Source organism: Cupriavidus sp. PB-02 (assembly GCF_058252315.1).
This window is the reverse complement of the sequence record NZ_CM177695.1, coordinates 612,293-628,713: the sequence shown is the minus strand read 5'-3', so window position 1 is coordinate 628,713 and position 16,421 is coordinate 612,293. Positions and strand designations below refer to the sequence as shown.

Genomic DNA, 16,421 nt, shown 5'->3' with positions numbered 1-16,421 from the left:
GCGTCGAGCGCGGACCGCCGCTAGTGGAACGAGGTTCTATCATGCAAACGGAGCGCCCCCGAGTTTGCCGGGCGCGCCCGACATGGCCCCCAACCGACGCGAGTGCATGGTGTGCGAGCATCATTCGTCACGGCACCAGGGGACCACGCTTCCAGCAGGCGGGATCGGCCCGCCGGGTACAGACGGAACGGCCGGTGATGCACAAGGACCCAGAATCCCTACGAGACGCGTCTGACGGATCGGTGATGTTCGCGGATATCTGCGACAGCACGAGGCTCTATGAGACAGCCGGGGATACGGTTGCGCTCGGCGCAATCCGCCAGTGCCTCGCGCTGATGAAAGCGCGCTCCGCGGACGCGCAAGGCCGGGTCGTCAAGACGATCGGCGACGAGATCATGGTGCTGTTCCCTGCCGCGGAGAACGCGATGCAGGCCGCACTCGGCATGCAGGAGGGTGTCGCCGGGCTTCCTCCGGTCGCCGGAACGCCCCTGGCGATCCATATCGGCTTCCACCATGGGCCGATCCTGTCGGACGAATCCGGCGATGTGTTCGGCGACACGGTCAACCTTGCCGCCCGCCTGGTCAAACTCGCGTCGCGCGGCCAGATCATCACCAGCAAGAACGCCGTGGAGCAGCTGTCCGCCAGCCTGCGCCAGATGACACGCCACTTGTATCCGATCCAGGTGCGGGGCAAGAACCAGATGATCGAACTGTACGAGGCGCTCTGGCAGCAGAACATCGATATGACCGTGGTGGCCCCGCTGGATCAGGCATTGCGCCGCTCCGTGTTGCTTTCGCTGCGGTATCGGGGCGCCCACTTCGAAATGGACTCCGCCTCGGCGCCGCTGACCATCGGCCGCGACACCACCATGAGCGTCGTGGTCACGGATCGGCAGGTATCGAGATTCCAGGCCACGGTCGAGCCTCGCGGCGGCCGCTTCGTGCTGATCGACAGGAGTTCCAATGGCACCCACGTCAGGATCGATGGCGAAGAGGCGCTGATCCTGCGTCGTGACGAAATCACGCTCAGGGGCCATGGCTGGATAACGTTTGGCCAGCCGAACGAATACGCGCAGGAGGGAATTGAGTTCTTTGTGGGCTGATGCCCGCCGGCGGCGCCGCCAGGAGTGCCGTGCCCGACGCCGCATCCTACGATCCAGGCGACGTTTGCAAGCCAGGGAAGCAGCAGCCAGATCGATCCAGCCCCACGGCTGGTCCGTAGCCCGTGCCGCTTGCCTTTGACGCCGTGCCGCAGCGCCGCGACTGCGCGCCCCGCGCGGCGCGTCACCCACACTGCAGGCGCTGCCCTATCCTTGCAACTGGAAGCTCCGGCGCGCGGCACGCCTGCGCCGGGCATAAGAACAAACCAGTTGGCTATTCCAGGCAGGGTGGGCGGCATGCGCGCATTGATCTTCTGCTCCGTGCAGTTCCTGCTGGCGGTGACGTGGACCCTCTACGTGGCCTTCCTGCCGCAGCTGGCCGCGCAGGCAGGCATCGCGCGCGCGCACGTCGCCTGGATCCTGCTGATGGACCAGGTGATCTTTGTCGCCATGGACTGCGCGCTGGGCATCGCGGCCGACCGTGTCGCCAACGCCATGCGCAGGCTGGGAGGCTGGATCCTGGCGCTGTCCGTGGTTTCTGCCCTGGCCTTCGTGCTGCTGCCCCGGGTCACGTCGCCCTGGCTGCTGCTGGGCCTGACCGCGGTCTGGGCGGCCACCTCGTCCGCATTGCGCGCGCCGCCCATGGTGATCATTGCCCGGCGCATGCAAGCGACCGCGTCGTCGTTCCTGGTGGGATCTTCGCTGCTCGGCATCGGCCTTGCCGGGGCCGTGGCGCCGCTGCTGACAGCGCGACTGCGGGAGGTCTCACCCCTGCTGCCGTTCATCGCAGCCAGCGCGGCGCTGGTGCTGGCCGTGGTCGCGCTGCAATGGAGCGAGCCCGCCGCGGCGCGCCATGACGCCGACGCGGCGCCCGCCCCGGCAGCCGGCGTGGCGCTCAAGCGCATCTGGCTGCTCTTTGCCGCGGTCTGGCTGCTCGCCCTCGGATTCCAGGTCCACACCACCGTCAACTCCGCACCGGCCTACCTGCGCTTCGTTCCCGCTGCCGGGCTCGTGCGCGTGATGCCGGCGTTCTGGATCGGCTTTGCGCTGTGCGTGCTGCTGCCCGGGGCGCCGGTGCTGCGGCGCTATCCGGCCTATGTGCTGCTGCTGGCCGCCGCGAGCCTCGGCGCGCTTTCGTTGTTCGGTTTCGCCGCGGCCACCTCGCTCGAGGCCGTCCTCGCGGTGCAATGTCTCGCCGGCGGCCTGTGGGGCATCATGTTCGCCTCGGCGGCCAATGCGGCGCTCGACGCCGGCTACGTCGGCCGCGAAGGGATGTTCACCGGACTCGTATTTGCCGTGCTGGCGGTCGCCGCTTTCATGCGCATTGCCATGGTGTCGTCAGGCGCCATCAAGACCGCCATGCTGGCGAGCCTGCTGCCGTGGCTTCCTGCCGTGGCATGGAGTGCCGGGGCGTTGCTGCTGGCGGTCTTCGTGTCGGCGAACCTGCCCTACCTGTCCGGGCGGACCCACGACCTGCGCCAGCAGGCACGTTCGGGCTAGCGGCGACGCCAAAGCGCGAATGCAAGACTACTTGGCTGGCCGCCTCAACTTGAATACTCTCGTTTTATCAGGCGGCCACAGCGCACAGTCATTTCCGTGGACACCGGTGACTACGCGATAGCGGCGCCGATTCACCCCAATTGGCGCCGAGGAGAATCGGCGATGAGCAACGAGTCAAGCCCGGGCGGCGGCAAGCTCACCCCTGAGCCAGCCGTGGATGCGAGCGGTATCGACGACAGCGCGCTGGTCGAAGACCCGAGCGTGCGCGAACATCCGCGCTACTTCCAGATGTTCCCGATCCTCACCGAGACCGAAATCGACCGCGTGCGCCGCTTCGGCAGCCAGTGCCACTACACCAGGGGTGAATTCCTCTATCAATCCGGCAGCCTCTGCCCGGGCATGTTCCTGCTGCTGTCGGGCAAAGTGCGGATCGTCATTCGCGAGGGCATGGGTCACCACATTGTCCACACCTATACCCAGCGCGGCGAGTTCACCTCGGATATCACCCAGCTGTCGAACAAGCCAGCGATCGTCGACGCGCACGTCGTCGAAGACGTCGAGGCGGTGCTGCTGCGGCCGGATGCGCTCAGCGCCCTGGTGATCAGCGAAGCCGATCTTGGCGAGAAGATCATGCGCGCCCTGATCCTCAGGCGTGTGCTGGCCATCGAACGCGGCCGGGGTGCCGTCCTGGTCGGCGCCCCCGGCGATGGGCGACTGGTCGCGTTGCAGGACTTCCTGCGCCGCAATGCATTTCCAAACATGGTGCTCGATGCGGAGCAGGACGCGGAAGCCATCGCCTTCCTCGAACGCGTGACGCCACAGCCCGATGACTTCCCGCTCGTTATTTGCCCGAACGGCACCGTGCTGCGCAACCCCGATGTGGGACAGCTCGCGTCGTGCCTGGGACTGATCCCGGAGTTTGATCCGACGCACGTCTACGATGTGGCGATCGTCGGCGCCGGCCCGGCGGGGCTGGCGACGGCCGTCTACGCGGCGTCCGAAGGGCTGTCGGTCGTGGTATTCGACTGCCGCGCGCCCGGCGGCCAGGCCGGCACCAGTGCGCGCATCGAGAACTACCTGGGCTTTCCCACGGGCATCACGGGGCAGGCACTGGCGGGCCGCGCGTTCGTGCAGGCGCAGAAGTTCGGTGCGCATATCGGCATCCCGTGCGAAGTCAAGGCGATGTATTGCGACAGGCAGCCGCTGGTGGTGGAGCTTGCCGATGCCCGCCGCATCCTTGCGCGCACCGTGGTCGTCGCCAGCGGCGCCGAGTACCGGCGTCCTGCCGTGGACGGGCTGGCGCGTTTCGAACGCTGCGGCGTCTATTACTGGGCGACGCCGATCGAGGCGCGGCTATGCCGCAAGGAACCGGTGCTGCTGGTCGGCGGCGGCAACTCGGCGGGGCAGGCGGTGGTCTTCCTGGCCGCGCATGCCGAGCATGTGCACATGTTTATCCGCGGGGCGAGCCTGGCGCACAGCATGTCGCACTACCTGATCGAACGGATCGGCGCGCTGCCGAACGTGACGCTGCATACACGGGTGGAACTGACCGCGCTGGAGGGGGATGCGCGTCTCGAACGCGTGCGCTATCGCGGTGCCGGCGGCATGGAAGGCAGCCTGACGACACATCACCTGTTCGTATTCATCGGCGCCGAGCCGAATACCAACTGGCTCAGGAACTGCGGCGTGTCGCTGGACAGCAAGGGCTTCGTCCTGACCGGCACCGACGTGGCCGATGCGCCCTTGCAGACACTGCCCTTGCAGACGAGCGTGGAGGGTGTCTTCGCCATCGGCGACGTTCGCTCCGGATCCACCAAGCGTGTCGCGTCGGCGGTGGGCGAAGGCGCGGCCGTGGTGGCGCAGATTCACCGCTTTATTGCCCGGGGTCTGGTGGACGCACCCGCGGGGCGAGAGCTGAGCTAGCAAAAAAATCTGCGGTGTGAAGAAGCGCGCGCATGTCCCGGGCCCGGACGAGATGCCGGTCACGCTCCTTGTGTTCCGCAGTCCGGTGCATCAGGCGTAGGCGCCGTCGAGATAGGGATCGACATGGCGCGCCGGATCCGCCGAGACCCCCGTGCGATCCATGCCGGCCAGCGTGCGGGCGCCGTCGGTGAACGGATCCACGTTGCGTGCGCCGTCGGTGAACGGGTCCACGTTGCGCGCACCGTCGGTGTAGGGATCGACAGCCCGCGCGCCATCGGTAAATGTGCTGCGCTCCGAGTGGACCGAACGGGCACCGTCGGTGAACGGGTCGCGGGCGCTGGAGATTCCGGCGGCCTGCGCGCCGGCAGCGGCGGCAACCAGGGCAACGGCGAACACAAAACGCTTGGCGATGTTGGTGGTGGTCATGATCGGCTTCCTTAAAGTTTGCGGTGGCTGGTGCAGCCCCGGATCGCTGGTTTGCGATGCGCCGGCTGGCTACGGAACGTATTTAAGGAGACCGATGTATCGCGCCAGTAGCGAGTTATGGCCGTTACTGTGCATGTGCGTATCGTTGTGGGGTCTTGATACAGAAGCGTACAAATCTGCGGAGGACGGGCGGCCAGCGAGTGCGCAGGTGACGCGCATGATGCACTTCCCTTCCCCCTCGGAAGCGGCTGCGGGATGGCCAGTCAGCCCAGCCTGACTTCCGCCACCAGGCCGCCGCCTTCACGATTGCGCAGCCTGAGCGAGCCGCCGATGGCCACCGCAAGCTGCTGGGCGATCGCCAGCCCGAGCCCGGTACCACCGGTTTCCCGGTTGCGCGAACCCTCCAGCCGCACAAACGGCTGCAGCACGGCTTCGAGCTGGTCTTCCGGGATGCCGGCGCCGCGGTCGAGTACCTCGATGACCACGGCATCGCCCTCGCGGCGCACGCTCAGCTCCGCCGCCCCGCCGAACTTGATGGCGTTGTCGACCAGGTTGGTCAGGATCCGCCGCAAGGCATTGGGGCGCGTCACGACGGTTCCGCCGATGTTCTGCAGCACCGTCACCGCCTTGCCGGTGTCCTGGTAGTCAAATGCCAGGCTTTCGACAAACGAGCCGAGGTCGAGCCGCGACGCCTTTTCGCCATCGCCATGGGTGGTGCGCGCATACGCCAGCCCTTCCCGCACCAGCGCTTCGATCTCGGCCAGGTCTTGCGCCATCTTGCGCTTGTCGTCGGAGTCTTCCGCCATCTCGGCGCGCAGCTTCATGCGCGTGATCGGCGTCTGCAGGTCGTGGGAGATCGCCGCCAGCAGCCGTACGCGTTCCTCGACAAACCCGGCGATGCGCTCACGCATGGCATTGAATGCGTGTGCCGCGCGCACCAGTTCGGTGGGACCGGTCTCGGCAAGCGGCGCCGTCTTCGCATTCGGGTTGAGCGCGTCGGCGGCATCGGCCAGCGCCACCAGCGGGCGGATCGACAGCCGCACAGCGAACCAGCAGCACAGCACCAGCAGCAGCAACTGGAGCACCAGCACATAAGGCAGCCACTGCGCGATCGGCGTCGGGCGCGGGTGCACGTCGATGGTCAGCGGGCTGCCGTCGCTGAGCGTCAGGTGTGCCTGCATGCGCTTGCCCTGACCGGGGATCGATTCCACCCGGACCGCAAAGCGGCCGCCGCTCGCCTCCATGATCCGGTCGGCAATCTCCTTGGCCTGCGGCGTCATCTGGGGCACGCCCGGCATACCCGGACCCAGCATGTACTGATAAGCGCCACGGTTCACGCGCGGCAACCACTGCGGGCGCTCGGCGGCAGGCACGCGGTCCAGGATCGCGAGCGAGGTGGACACGTCGTTTTCCAGCGTGCCGAGCATCACCCTGCGCGCAGTGATGTAGCGTTCCGCGAACAGCACCCCGAAGGACAGCCCATGGGCGACGATCAGGCCTGCCAGCAGGATCAGGAACAGGCGCGATCCCAGCGTGCGCGGCCAGGGCCAGTGCCGCGCACTCACTCCCGTGCCTCCTTGATCTCCACGGGCATGGCGAACACATAGCCCTCGCTGCGCACGGTCTTGATATAACTGGGCTCGCGCGCATCGTCATTGAGGCGCTGGCGCAGGCGGCTGACCAGCAGGTCAACCGAGCGCTCGAACATCTCCGCCTCGCGGCCCTGCGTCAGGCTGAGCAGCTGGTCGCGGTTGAGCACGCGCTGGGGATGGTCGACAAAGACGCGCAGCAGCCGGTACTCCGCGCCGCTGAGCGCGACGATGGTGCCTTCGCGGTCGACCAGCTGGCGCGCGGTGGTATCCAGTTGCCAGTCGCCGAACGCGAGCACCTGCCCGGCCACGCTGATCTGCAGGTTGGGCGGCAGCATCCTGGTGCGGCGCAGCACGGCCTTGATGCGGGCCAGCAGCTCGCGCGCCGCGAACGGCTTGGCCAGGTAATCGTCGGCGCCCATTTCCAGGCCAACGATGCGATCCGTCTCGTCGTCGCGCGCGGTCAGCATCAGCACTGGGGTGGCCTTGTGCTTGCCGGCGCGCAGTTCCCGGCACAGCACCAGGCCGTCATCGCCGGGCAGCATCAGGTCGAGCACGATCAGGTCGACGGCATTGGTCTCCAGGAACGCGCGCATGTGCCGGCCATCCGGCACGACGGTCGTGCGCAGGCCGTTCCTGGTGAGGTAGGCCGAAACCAGTTCACGGATCTCCCGGTCGTCATCGACGATCAGGATATGGTCGACATGGGAATCCATCGATGTCCTCTTTGCGCTGAATAGGAACGGCCCGTCCGCATCGCCATGCGGTGGGGCGCATGGGGGGAGGCGATGAGGCGCAACAGGCGCGATTTTTCTTGTACCGCAATGTATCAGGCGGCGGCGCCTCAACAATCGTACACATTATCCGCCGATGGCGACACATTGCAGCGACGCCGGCGGTGTCTGATCGATGGCAAGCCAAACCATTGCGAAAGGACCTCGATCATGGCCCTGCTGATCCTCGCCTACCTCGGGGGTGTACTGACTATCCTGAGCCCGTGCATCCTGCCCGTCCTGCCTTTTGTGCTGAGCCGCACCGGCCAGCCGTTCCTGCGCGGCAGGCTGCCGATGCTGGCCGGCATGGCCCTGACCTTTGCCGGGGTGGCCACGCTGGCGTCCGCTGGCGGCGCGTGGGCCGTGCGTGCCAACGAAGCCGGGCGCCTTGCTGCCCTGGTGCTGCTGGGCGTGTTCGGGCTGTCCCTGCTCTGGCCGAAACTGGCGGATATCCTCGCACGGCCTGTGGTGGCGCTGGGCAACCGGCTGGCCAACAACGGTCCGGCCAACGCCGCTGCGTCAGCCCAGGCTTCGCCGTGGGGTTCGCTGGTGCTTGGCATCGCCACCGGCATGCTGTGGGCGCCCTGCGCCGGCCCGATCCTCGGTCTGGTCCTGACGGGCACCGCCCTTGAAGGTGCCAGCGTGTCGACATCGGTGGCGCTGGCGGCCTATGCGGCCGGCGCGGCCACCTCGCTGGCGGCGGCGCTGGGCCTGGGCAACCGCGTCTTTGCGGCGATGAAGCGGTCGATGGGTGCAAGCGAATGGCTGCGCCGCGGCTTGGGGGCGGGCGTGCTGGGCGGCGTGGTCCTCATCGGCAGTGGTGCCGACACCAGCCTGCTGGTGCACTTTCCGTTCAGCGGGCCGACCGGCATCGAGCAGGCGCTGGTCGACGGGCTGCGCAAGGAACAACAGCCCGCGCCGCAAGCCACCAACGCCGCCAGCGGTGGCGGCGGCATCTTGCTGGCCGCCAATGACACCCAGGCGGGTTTCCCGGGCCCGTTGCCCGTGGAAGGCCGCCTGCCTGCGCTCGACGGAGCCGTGCAATGGTTCAACTCCCCGCCGCTGTCGCGCGAGCAGCTGCACGGCAAGGTCACGCTGGTCTACTTCTGGACCTACTCCTGCATCAACTGCATCCGCACCCTGCCCTACCTGCGCGCCTGGGCGGAGAAGTACAAGGATCAGGGCCTGACGGTGGTTGGCGTGCACACGCCCGAGTTCGCCTTCGAGAAGAGCCCGGAAAACGTGCGCCGCGCGATCGCCAACTTCCGCATCGGCTTCCCGGTGGCCGTGGACAGCGATTACCGCATCTGGCGCGCGTTCCATAACAGCTACTGGCCGGCCGCCTACTTTGTCGACGCCAGCGGCAATATCCGCCACCACCAGTTCGGCGAGGGCGACTATGCCAAGTCCGAGCGCGTGATCCAGTCGCTGCTGGCGGAAGCGGGCAACCGGTCGGTGGCGCGCGATGTGGTCGTTCCCGAGGCGGGTGGCGCGCTAGCGGCACCGGACCTGTCGAACCTGCGCTCGAACGAGACCTATCTCGGCTATACGCAGGCGTCCAATTTCGCCTCGCCGGGCGGCATTCGGCAGGACGCGCCGAGCCAGTACACCGTTGCCAGGCTTCGCCTCAACCAGTGGGGCCTGTCCGGGCAGTGGACGGTCGGCGTCGAGCAGGCCACGCTCAATCGTGCCGATGGCAGCATCGCCTATCGCTTCCACGCGCGCGACCTGCACCTGGTGCTGGGACCGGCGGCCGACGGCCGGGCGGTGCGCTTCGTGGTCACCATCGACGGCAAGCCCCCGGGCGCCAGCCACGGCGCCGACATCGATGCGGCCGGCAACGGCGCGGTCACGCAGACGCGGCTCTACCAGCTGGTACGCCAGGCCGGCGAGGTCGGAGAACACACTTTCGAGATCCGCTTCCTGGATCCCGGTGCCCAGGCTTATGCCTTCACCTTCGGCTAGGAAAAAAAATGAGGCGGGCACTGCCTTCGCGGTGCCCGCTTTGTATCGCAGTGTGTCAGCCGTTACCGCGAACACACGCGCTTACGAAAACCCCGCCCGGCCGATACATCCCCAATACGTCACGTTGCTCAAATGGTGTCACTGGCTTCGAAACGCGGCGTTGACACCGCGCTTTCCGGATACCGGATGGCGGTCATCGCCATCTCACGCATCAGTTCACTTAACACGCATGCCCCGGGCATGAAAGGACCTCCAAATGAAAACGACTCGACTCATTGCGACTGCGTTGCTGGTCGTCGGTAGCAGCATGGCGATGCAAGCGGCCCAGGCGCAGGCCGTGGGCATCCATCGCACGGACCTGCTGAAGCAGGATATCAGCGTGCCCGGACGCGAGGCCGTCCAGGTGCGAGTCGATTTCGACCCGGGCGCGTTTGCCCCGAAGCATTCTCATCCGGGCGAAGAAGTCGCCTTTGTCCTCGAAGGCACGCTGGAGTACCAGCTCGGGGACCAGCCGCCGGTCACGCTCAAGGCCGGCGAGAGCTTGTTCATCCCCTCGGGAACGGCCCACTCGGCACGGAATGTCGGCACCGGCAAGGCGGCGGAGCTCGCTACCTACATTGTCAAGAAAGGCGCTCCGCTGGCCGTACCGGGCAAGTGAGCGTGACCTGAATGCACCGCGATACTGAAGACCAGAGTCCAGGAAGTGCGACCATGAATGCATCGGAATCTCCCAACGCTACCGTCCTGTCCCGCCGGGCTCTGTTGCTGAGCGGCGCGGCGGCGGCAGCCCTTGCGGCATTTCGTCCGGTAACGGCCGCCACCCCGTCCGATACGGCACAGGCCGCCGGGGCGCGGGCCGCAGCCACAGACGCCATCCGCCCTTTTCGCGTCAACGTTCCGCAAGCGGCGCTCACCGACCTGCGCCGCCGCCTGGCCGCGACGCGGTGGCCCGACGCCGAGCCGGTCAGTGACCGCGCGCAGGGCGTGCAGCTCAACAAGCTTCAGCCGCTGGTGCGCTACTGGCAGACCGGCTACGACTGGCGCAAGGCCGAGGCGAAACTCAATGCCTTGCCGCAGTTCCTGACCAATATCGACGGTCTGGACACTCATTTCATCCACGTCCGCTCCCGCCATCCGAACGCATTGCCGCTGATCATGACCCACGGCTGGCCCGGGTCGGTCTTCGAGTTGCTGAAGGTGATCGGTCCGCTGACCGATCCCACGGCGCACGGCGGCTCTGCCGACGATGCCTTCCACCTGGTGCTGCCGTCCCTGCCTGGCTTCGGCTTTTCGGAGAAGCCCAAGGGCACCGGCTGGAATCCGGACCGCATCGGCCGCGCCTGGGACGTCCTGATGAAGCGCCTGGGATACACGCGCTACGTCTCGCAAGGCGGCGACTGGGGCGCCATCATTTCCGATGCGATGGGCCGCCAGGCGCCTGCCGGTCTGCTCGGCATCCACGTCAACCGGATCGAGCGCGCGACGACGCTCCCGCCGGAAATTGCCAGGGCACTGAAGAGCGGCGACCCTGCCCCGGAGGGCCTGACTGCCGAGGAGCAGGCGGTATTCGACCAGGCCAGGGAGTTCCTCAACAAGGGCTTGGGCTACGCCGCGATCATGGGAACGCGTCCGCAAACGCTGGGCTACAGCCTCGCCGACTCGCCCGTGGGACTGGCGGCGTGGATCTATGACAAGATCGCCGACTGGGTCTACACCCGCGGCGACCCGGAGCGCGCGCTGACCCGCGACGAGCTGCTCGACAACATCACGCTCTACTGGCTGACCAACACCGGGCCGTCGAGCGGGCGCATCTACGCGGAGAGCAATCCGGGCGCGGCCAGCGGGACCGGCATCTCGATCCCGGCGGCAGTGACGATCTTCCCCGGAGAGGTCTACAGGCCGCCGAAGCACTGGGCGGCACGGACCTATCGGAACCTGGTCTACTACAACCGCGTAGACAAGGGCGGCCACTTCGCGGCCTGGGAAGAGCCGGCGCTGTTCAGCGCCGAGGTGCGCGCCGCGTTCCGCTCCCTGCGCTGAGCGCGGCGCTCAGCCCAGCACGGCGCGCGCGATCACGGTGCGCTGGATCTCGGACGAGCCCTCGTAGATGCGCAGGATGCGGGCATCGCGCACCAGCCGCTCCAGCGGCATCTCGCGCGTAAAGCCGTAGCCGCCGTGGATCTGCAGCGCGGTATCGGTGACGAAGGCGACGGTCTCCGAGGCATAGAGCTTGGCCATCGAGGCGTGCTCGGTAAAGGGCTCGCCGTCCCGGCGCCGGACCGTTGCCTGCAGCGTCAGCAGCCATGCCGCCTCCAGCCGCGTGCGCATGTCGGCGAACATCCATTGCAGGCCTTGCTTGCGCGCCAGCGGCTCGCCGCCGACCTGGCGCTGCCGGGCCCAGTCCACCGCGCAGGCCAGCGCCGCCTCGGCGATGCCCAGGCTGGTCGCGGCCACGTCCAGGCGGCTGTTGTCGAGCACCTTCATTGCCGTGCGGAAGCCGCTGCCTTCTGGCCCCAGCCGGTTGGCGGCCGGCACGAAGCAGTCCAGCGCCACCTCGTGGGCCGGCGCGCCGCGGATGCCCATCAGCTTCTCGGCGGGCGCGACCTCGACGCCGGCGCTGCGGCGATCGACCACGAAGGCGCTGATGCCGCGCGTGCCGGCGCCCGGATCGGTCTTGGCGTAGACCACGATGAAGTCCGCCGCGTCCGCGTTGGAGATAAAGTGCTTGACGCCGCGCAGGCGGTAGCCGTCGCCCTCCGGCGTGGCGCGCGTGGCCATGTCGGCCGGGTTGGACCCTGCGCGCGGCTCGGTCAGCGCGAAGGCGCCCAGCTTCGTGCCCGCCGCCGCATCCGGCAGGTAGCGCTCGCGCAGGCTGTCGTCGCCGCCGATCAGGATGGAATCGGTGGCCAGGTAGTGCGCGCCAATCATCGAAGAGGTCGAGGCGCAGGCCCTGGCGACCTCGGCCAGCGACAGGATCAGGGCGACCGGCGAGGTTTCGGTGCCGCCCCAACGCTCAGGCAGGTTCATGCCCATCAGGCCGAGTTCGGCTAGCTGGGGAACATAGCGGGTGGTGGAGGTTTCGTCGCGATCCACTTCGGCCGCCTTCGGCGCCAGTTCGCTCTGCGTGAAGCGGCTGATCGCGTCCGCGATTTCCAGATCGCCCGGCTCGACACCCAAGCGCTTATGCATGTTGCTTCTCCGTGTTGAACATATGCGTTTCCCCGCTATCGGCGGACATCGCCGCGGCACCCAGCGCGCCGCTGGCCCACAACCTGGCAGAGGCGATGCCCAGCCCGCCCAGGATGGCCTCGGTGTGCTGCCCCAGCGTCGGCGCAGGCGTCACGCGGTTGGCGCCATAGCCTGAGAACTTCACCGGCTGCGATGGCAGCCGCACGGTGCCGCCGTCCGGCTCGGGCACTTCGGTCAGCAGGCCGCGATGGGCGGCATGCTCGCTTTCCAGTGCCTCCTTCACATTGCGGATGGGCGCAACCGGAATGCCCGCCGCGCCCAGCAGCCGGTTCACCTCGGCCACCGAACGGGTGGCCGACCAGGCTTCGAGACCGGCGCGCAGCTCGGCCTCGAAGCGGCAGCGCGTCTGGTCGTCGGCAAAGCGCGGGTCCTGCGCCATCTCGGGCCGGCCGATCGCCGTGGCGAGCGCCTCGAACAGCTTGTTGTTCAGCACCGCCACCACGTAGAAACCATCCGCCGCGCGGTACGCGCCGAACGGCGCGGACGACGGATGGCGGTTGCCGACCCGCTGCGGCGCCAGGCCGGTCGCGGCATAGCGCGCGACCAGGGTGGCGCTGAGGCTCAGCGTGGCGTCGAACATCGAGACGTCGACATGGGTGCCCCGGCCGCTCTTCTGCCGCGCCAGCAGCGCGGCCAGCACGCCCCAGGAGGCAAACAGGCCACTGACGGCATCGGAGACCGCTTCACCAAGCAAGGTAGGCGTGCCGTCCGGCGCGCCGGTGGCGTCCATCAGCCCGCACATCGCCTGCAGGATGATGTCGTAGGCCGGCCGGTGCGATTCCGGGCCGGTCTGGCCGAAGCCCGAAACGCTGGCGTAGACCAGCGACGGATTCAGTGCGTGCAGCGCCTGGTAGCCGATGCCGAGCTTGTCCGCCACGCCCGGGCGGAAGTTCTCCACCACCACGTCGGCCCGGGCGCAGAGCGAGCGCGCCAGTTCCAGCCCCGCTTGCGCCTTCAGGTCGATCACGATGCTTTGCTTGTTGCGGTTCATCGCGGCGAACAGACCGCTCTTGCCGTCGACAAAGGGGCCGACCGCGCGGTAGTCATCGCCACCCGGCGGCTCGATCTTGATCACCTCGGCGCCGAGATCGCCGAGCAGCGCCGTGCAGTAAGGGCCAGCCAGCACGCGCGAGAAATCGATGATGCGAATGCCGGCCAGCGGCAGGTCGGATTGGGTCACCTCTTGCTCCTCCAAAGCTTGCAGGCCTGGCGGCGCCCTGCCCTGCAGGGGGGCGGCCGGCTTGCGTTGCGGTGACACGATTCTGTGCGGCGGAGGCTATCAAGTAAAATATTGAAATCAACTAGCACCTATAGGATTTTCTAATGCGCACCTCGCTGCGGCTGTTGCGCTACTTCGTCGCGACTGCGGAATCGGGCAGCACCACGGCGGCGGCGCGGCAGTTGAACGTCTCCCAGCCCTCCATCTCCGTCGCCATCCGCGAACTGGAGACGCTGTTCGAGGAAGCGCTGTTTGCGCGCGACGCCGGCGCGAAGATGACCCTGACCCGCTTCGGCGTGCGCAAGCTCGCCGAAGCGCGCCACATCCTTGGCGCGGCCACGGCCTTCGAAGTCGACAAGAGCGGCGACGCCACCGCCGGCGAGGTCCGGCTCGGCGTCTTCCGCACGCTGGCGCCGGCCTACCTGCCGTTGGTCCTGCGCATCGCGCGCGAGCGCTATCCCAGGCTGTCGGTGCGCTTCGTCGAGGGCGACCTGGCCCAGCTTGAAGACTGGCTGCACGGCGGGCAGATCGAGTTGGCGCTGACCTACGACGTGGGCCTGCCCAATGAAATCGATCGCGAAGTGCTGGCGGAACTCAGGCCCTACGGGCTGGTGCCTGCCGCCTCCCGGCTGGCGCGGCGCAAGGGTGGGATATCGCTGCACGAACTGGCGGGGGAGCCGCTGATCCTGATCGATCTGCCGCACAGCCGCGAATTCCTGATGGCACCGTTCTGGCAATTCGGGCTGCAGCCCGAGGTGCGCTACCGCGCAACTTCGCTGGAGCTGGCGCGGAGCATGGTGGCGAATGGGTTGGGGGTGGCGCTTCTGATTACGCAGGCGCCTGCGTCAAGCCAGAGCGCAAGCGTGGCGGAGCGGCCGATTCTGGAGGAGACGGTGCGGCAGCCGCTGGTGATTGCGCGGCCGAGTGCCACAACCCGGACGCGGGCTTCGGAGTTGCTGGCGGCATGCGTGCGGGACGCGGTGGGAGAGGCGATGGCGGCGCGGGCAAGGCCGGCTCAACGCAAGCGTGCGGCTGGCGGGGAACGGTGATGGCTGGGCGGATGAAGCCGGGGTCTATGCGGCCCAGGTTCTAGATGACGAAGCGGCGGCGATCTTCTCCTGCTCTCGCGCACCGATGCCGCACAGCCCACAATGCACCAACCAATGTAGGCTTTCCGGCAGCACGGACCGCCGAAGTGCACTGCTCCAATATGGTCTCTTCTGGATATAAGGACAATTCTGCCGCACAGCCGAGCGTCACGACAATATCAAGCGCGGATGAACTGTCGATCGCGTGCCTCAAGAGCGTTGCCAGGCGCCGTTCGATACTTTGATCATGGACGCGGTGAGGTTCGGTTGCGGCGGCGCGAAGTCTTCTTACCATTGCCCGAATGTAGTGAAGAAGATCAGCGGATGTCGGATCGGCGCAGGTTCCCAGTTGCTTTGCGGGCTGGTCCATCGTTCTAGTCCACGATCGGAGTTATGAGAGTCGAGCATTTGAGTTCTGCCGCCAATGAAGACGACCGATTCCTGCAGCCCTAGCACGTATTTGATATCCGTGGCCTCGGGCATCGCTTCCATCAGTGCAAGCTCAGTGGTTCCGGGATCTCCGTCATCGCATCCGCATCGCGCGAACTTGGACGAGGATTGATTCAGACCGCTTGCGCGTTGAATCGGCATAAATACCTATGAGGCCTTCCTGGTTCCAGGACGAGTCATCCAATGCTCCTTGAGCTGCGACAGGAAGCCTTCGGCGCTAGGCGTGAGACTGCGGCCCTGCAATACGACAACTCCAATGCTCCGCGTCAACGCGGGCTGGGCCAGCGGCTTCAGTATCAGGCCAGGCCCCAGGGCGGCAGGGACTGCGCCGCCTGGAACGATCGCCAGGCCAACACCGGCGTGCACGAACTGCATCACCGTCGCGAACTGATTCACCGTGACCGCATGTTTCAGATTCAGGCCAGCGGCTGCGGCGGCACCGTCCAGCATTCGGCGCGTTTGAGCCTCCTTCGGTAGCGACACCATGGCGTAGTTGGCAACTTCGACAAGCGTCAGCGTCTTGCGGCCAGCGAGGGGGTGGCTCGTGGGCATGACCACGTGAAATCCCTCACGACCCAATGCAATGCTGGAAAACTCGCCGGGGATATCGTCGACATAGGTGAGCCCCAGGTCGGCGACACCGCTGCGTACGTCGTCCATTACCGTGCCGTGAACGCCTTCCCTGACCTGGATCTCAATGCGCGGCCTTGACTCTCTATAGCTTGCAACAACGGTCGGGAGATGGGTATATGCCACCGACATCACAGCGGAGATGATGACCTGACCCCGCTGCTCATCGGCGATCTCCCGCATTCCCTCGAATGAAATCCGGAGGTCCGCCAGGATCCGGTTTGCCAGCGCGACAAATTCTTGTCCTGCGGGCGTTATCTCGACCTTTCTGGTGGAGCGACGAAACAGCTCGACGCCAATTGCAGCTTCGACTCGCTGCACCGTGCGCGTCAGTGCCGGCTGCGAAAGATCCAACGCAATGGAAGCCGCGAGAAAGCTTCCTTCGTCGGCGATGGCGCAGACCGCCTGCAACTCGCGGGAACTCAGGTCAGGTACGAGGTTCTTGTTCATGGCGGCAGGCAGGTGACGTTCGATGGCTACCCGATTATGCCGCAAGCCAACGCATGTCT

14 protein-coding genes are annotated in these 16,421 nt (G+C 66.9%); 7 read left to right on the top strand and 7 right to left on the bottom strand.

Annotated features, from left to right (window positions below; translation table 11 throughout):
• Window positions 1-245 precede the first annotated feature (245 nt).
• The 3 genes from AC10V3_RS23640 (at window position 246) to AC10V3_RS23630 (ending at window position 4,523) form a co-directional block, all read left to right on the top strand.
• Window positions 246-1,103 carry an adenylate/guanylate cyclase domain-containing protein gene (locus tag AC10V3_RS23640; RefSeq protein ID WP_490924074.1) on the top strand — a complete coding sequence of 286 codons (858 nt, stop codon included), beginning with the start codon at window positions 246-248 and terminating at the stop codon, window positions 1,101-1,103.
• A gap of 294 nt (window positions 1,104-1,397) precedes the next feature.
• Complete coding sequence (locus AC10V3_RS23635) at window positions 1,398-2,600, top strand: MFS transporter (RefSeq protein ID WP_022537831.1); 1,203 nt, start codon at window positions 1,398-1,400, stop codon at window positions 2,598-2,600.
• A 162-nt stretch (window positions 2,601-2,762) separates the two neighbouring features.
• Window positions 2,763-4,523, top strand: a complete 1,761-nt coding sequence (locus tag AC10V3_RS23630) for an FAD-dependent oxidoreductase (RefSeq protein ID WP_490924073.1) — start codon at window positions 2,763-2,765, stop codon at window positions 4,521-4,523.
• 90 nt (window positions 4,524-4,613) lie between these two features.
• On the opposite strand, the gene AC10V3_RS23625 is transcribed toward AC10V3_RS23630, so the two are convergent.
• From AC10V3_RS23625 to AC10V3_RS23615, 3 genes are all read right to left on the bottom strand, one after another.
• Window positions 4,614-4,949 carry a hypothetical protein gene (locus AC10V3_RS23625; RefSeq protein ID WP_022537829.1) on the bottom strand — a complete coding sequence of 112 codons (336 nt, stop codon included), beginning with the start codon at window positions 4,947-4,949 and terminating at the stop codon, window positions 4,614-4,616.
• A 263-nt stretch (window positions 4,950-5,212) separates the two neighbouring features.
• Window positions 5,213-6,514, bottom strand: a complete 1,302-nt coding sequence (locus AC10V3_RS23620) for a sensor histidine kinase (protein ID WP_022537828.1) — start codon at window positions 6,512-6,514, stop codon at window positions 5,213-5,215.
• On the bottom strand, window positions 6,511-7,254 hold the full coding sequence (locus tag AC10V3_RS23615) for a response regulator (RefSeq protein WP_022537827.1): 744 nt from the start codon (window positions 7,252-7,254) through the stop codon (window positions 6,511-6,513). Before AC10V3_RS23615 ends, AC10V3_RS23620 begins: the two co-directional genes overlap by 4 nt.
• Before the next feature lie 228 nt (window positions 7,255-7,482).
• Here AC10V3_RS23615 and AC10V3_RS23610 point away from each other — a divergent pair, with 228 nt between their 5' ends.
• The 3 genes from AC10V3_RS23610 to AC10V3_RS23600 all read left to right on the top strand — a co-directional run bounded on the left by AC10V3_RS23610 (window position 7,483) and on the right by AC10V3_RS23600 (window position 11,316).
• Window positions 7,483-9,276, top strand: coding sequence for a cytochrome c biogenesis protein DipZ (locus tag AC10V3_RS23610; protein ID WP_022537826.1), 1,794 nt, complete (start codon window positions 7,483-7,485; stop codon window positions 9,274-9,276).
• 256 nt (window positions 9,277-9,532) lie between these two features.
• Window positions 9,533-9,934, top strand: coding sequence for a cupin domain-containing protein (locus AC10V3_RS23605; RefSeq protein WP_022537825.1), 402 nt, complete (start codon window positions 9,533-9,535; stop codon window positions 9,932-9,934).
• 53 nt (window positions 9,935-9,987) lie between these two features.
• Complete coding sequence (locus tag AC10V3_RS23600) at window positions 9,988-11,316, top strand: epoxide hydrolase family protein (RefSeq protein WP_041681698.1); 1,329 nt, start codon at window positions 9,988-9,990, stop codon at window positions 11,314-11,316.
• Between the two features lie 9 nt (window positions 11,317-11,325).
• Here the strand turns inward: AC10V3_RS23600 and AC10V3_RS23595 are convergent, their stop codons facing one another.
• Window positions 11,326-12,465 carry an acyl-CoA dehydrogenase family protein gene (locus AC10V3_RS23595; RefSeq protein WP_022537823.1) on the bottom strand — a complete coding sequence of 380 codons (1,140 nt, stop codon included), beginning with the start codon at window positions 12,463-12,465 and terminating at the stop codon, window positions 11,326-11,328.
• Window positions 12,458-13,705, bottom strand: a complete 1,248-nt coding sequence (locus AC10V3_RS23590) for a CaiB/BaiF CoA transferase family protein (RefSeq protein WP_022537822.1) — start codon at window positions 13,703-13,705, stop codon at window positions 12,458-12,460. Before AC10V3_RS23590 ends, AC10V3_RS23595 begins: the two co-directional genes overlap by 8 nt.
• 143 nt (window positions 13,706-13,848) lie before the next feature.
• On the opposite strand from AC10V3_RS23590, the gene AC10V3_RS23585 reads away from it, so the two are divergent.
• Window positions 13,849-14,793: a LysR family transcriptional regulator gene (locus AC10V3_RS23585; RefSeq protein WP_490924072.1), complete on the top strand. Its 945-nt coding sequence runs from the start codon at window positions 13,849-13,851 to the stop codon at window positions 14,791-14,793.
• Between the two features lie 40 nt (window positions 14,794-14,833).
• Here AC10V3_RS23585 and AC10V3_RS23580 read toward each other — a convergent pair whose 3' ends face one another.
• On the bottom strand, window positions 14,834-15,202 hold the full coding sequence (locus AC10V3_RS23580) for a hypothetical protein (RefSeq protein WP_490924071.1): 369 nt from the start codon (window positions 15,200-15,202) through the stop codon (window positions 14,834-14,836).
• A 227-nt stretch (window positions 15,203-15,429) separates the two neighbouring features.
• Window positions 15,430-16,362 carry a LysR family transcriptional regulator gene (locus tag AC10V3_RS23575; protein WP_490924070.1) on the bottom strand — a complete coding sequence of 311 codons (933 nt, stop codon included), beginning with the start codon at window positions 16,360-16,362 and terminating at the stop codon, window positions 15,430-15,432.
• Window positions 16,363-16,421: the final 59 nt, after the last annotated feature.

Excerpts from the sequence above, each read along its gene's own strand:
- AC10V3_RS23640 (WP_490924074.1), top strand. The coding sequence starts at position 246 with ATGTTCGCGGATATCTGCGACAGCACGAGGCTCTATGAGACAGCCGGG.
- AC10V3_RS23635 (WP_022537831.1), top strand. The coding sequence starts at position 1,398 with ATGCGCGCATTGATCTTCTGCTCCGTGCAGTTCCTGCTGGCGGTGACG.
- AC10V3_RS23630 (WP_490924073.1), top strand. The coding sequence starts at position 2,763 with ATGAGCAACGAGTCAAGCCCGGGCGGCGGCAAGCTCACCCCTGAGCCA.
- AC10V3_RS23625 (WP_022537829.1), bottom strand. The coding sequence starts at position 4,949 with ATGACCACCACCAACATCGCCAAGCGTTTTGTGTTCGCCGTTGCCCTG.
- AC10V3_RS23615 (WP_022537827.1), bottom strand. The coding sequence starts at position 7,254 with ATGGATTCCCATGTCGACCATATCCTGATCGTCGATGACGACCGGGAG.
- AC10V3_RS23610 (WP_022537826.1), top strand. The coding sequence starts at position 7,483 with ATGGCCCTGCTGATCCTCGCCTACCTCGGGGGTGTACTGACTATCCTG.
- AC10V3_RS23605 (WP_022537825.1), top strand. The coding sequence starts at position 9,533 with ATGAAAACGACTCGACTCATTGCGACTGCGTTGCTGGTCGTCGGTAGC.
- AC10V3_RS23600 (WP_041681698.1), top strand. The coding sequence starts at position 9,988 with ATGAATGCATCGGAATCTCCCAACGCTACCGTCCTGTCCCGCCGGGCT.
- AC10V3_RS23595 (WP_022537823.1), bottom strand. The coding sequence starts at position 12,465 with ATGCATAAGCGCTTGGGTGTCGAGCCGGGCGATCTGGAAATCGCGGAC.
- AC10V3_RS23585 (WP_490924072.1), top strand. The coding sequence starts at position 13,849 with ATGCGCACCTCGCTGCGGCTGTTGCGCTACTTCGTCGCGACTGCGGAA.
- AC10V3_RS23580 (WP_490924071.1), bottom strand. The coding sequence starts at position 15,202 with ATGGACCAGCCCGCAAAGCAACTGGGAACCTGCGCCGATCCGACATCC.
- AC10V3_RS23575 (WP_490924070.1), bottom strand. The coding sequence starts at position 16,362 with ATGAACAAGAACCTCGTACCTGACCTGAGTTCCCGCGAGTTGCAGGCG.